We start from the raw sequence: 695 nt of genomic DNA on the forward strand, positions 1-695 counted from the left end.
ACAGGTTCGGAAATGTGCTGCGGAAATACGGTATTGGTAAAGGGGAGCGGGTATTTATTTTCATGCCCCGTTCACCCGAGCTGGTTATTAGTTTACTTGGTGTTCTAAAGGTAGGAGCTGTTGTCGGTCCATTGTTTGAGGCGTTTATGGAAACTGCGGTTAAGGATCGATTGGAGGATAGTGGGGCGGTGGCATTAGTGACCACACCTGCGCTTCTGTCACGGGTAAAACGTGAAGAGCTTCCTGAGCTGCGACATATTTTTGTGGTTGGTGATATGGATGCACGCGAGCAGGGAATTATCGATTTCGAGACAGAAATGCTTATGTCCTCAGAGGAACTTGAGCCAGAATGGTTGAATCGTGAAGATGGATTAATTATTCACTATACATCAGGCTCAACAGGCAAGCCCAAAGGCGTGTATCATGTGCAAAATGCGATGATTCAGCATTACTATACTGGCAAAATGGTGCTGGATTTGCGGGAAGATGATGTGTATTGGTGTACTGCTGATCCTGGATGGGTCACGGGAACATCATACGGTATTTTTGCTCCATGGCTAAATGGAGCGACGAATGTCATTCGTGGGGGGCGTTTCAGCCCGGAAGACTGGTACCGCACGATTGAGCGTCACGAAGTGACCATATGGTATAGTGCCCCTACAGCGTTTCGGATGCTGATGAGCGCAGGGGAGCAG

The 695-nt window shown here is 48.5% G+C and carries 1 protein-coding gene; it reads left to right on the forward strand.

From position 1 onward, the window contains the following. A partial coding sequence (locus GRP75_RS28705; protein ID WP_160791084.1) for an AMP-binding protein occupies positions 1-695 on the forward strand: 695 nt, incomplete at both ends.

It is taken from the genome of Paenibacillus sp. OT2-17 (assembly GCF_009827695.1).
Lineage (GTDB): Bacteria > Bacillota > Bacilli > Paenibacillales > Paenibacillaceae > Paenibacillus > Paenibacillus polymyxa_B.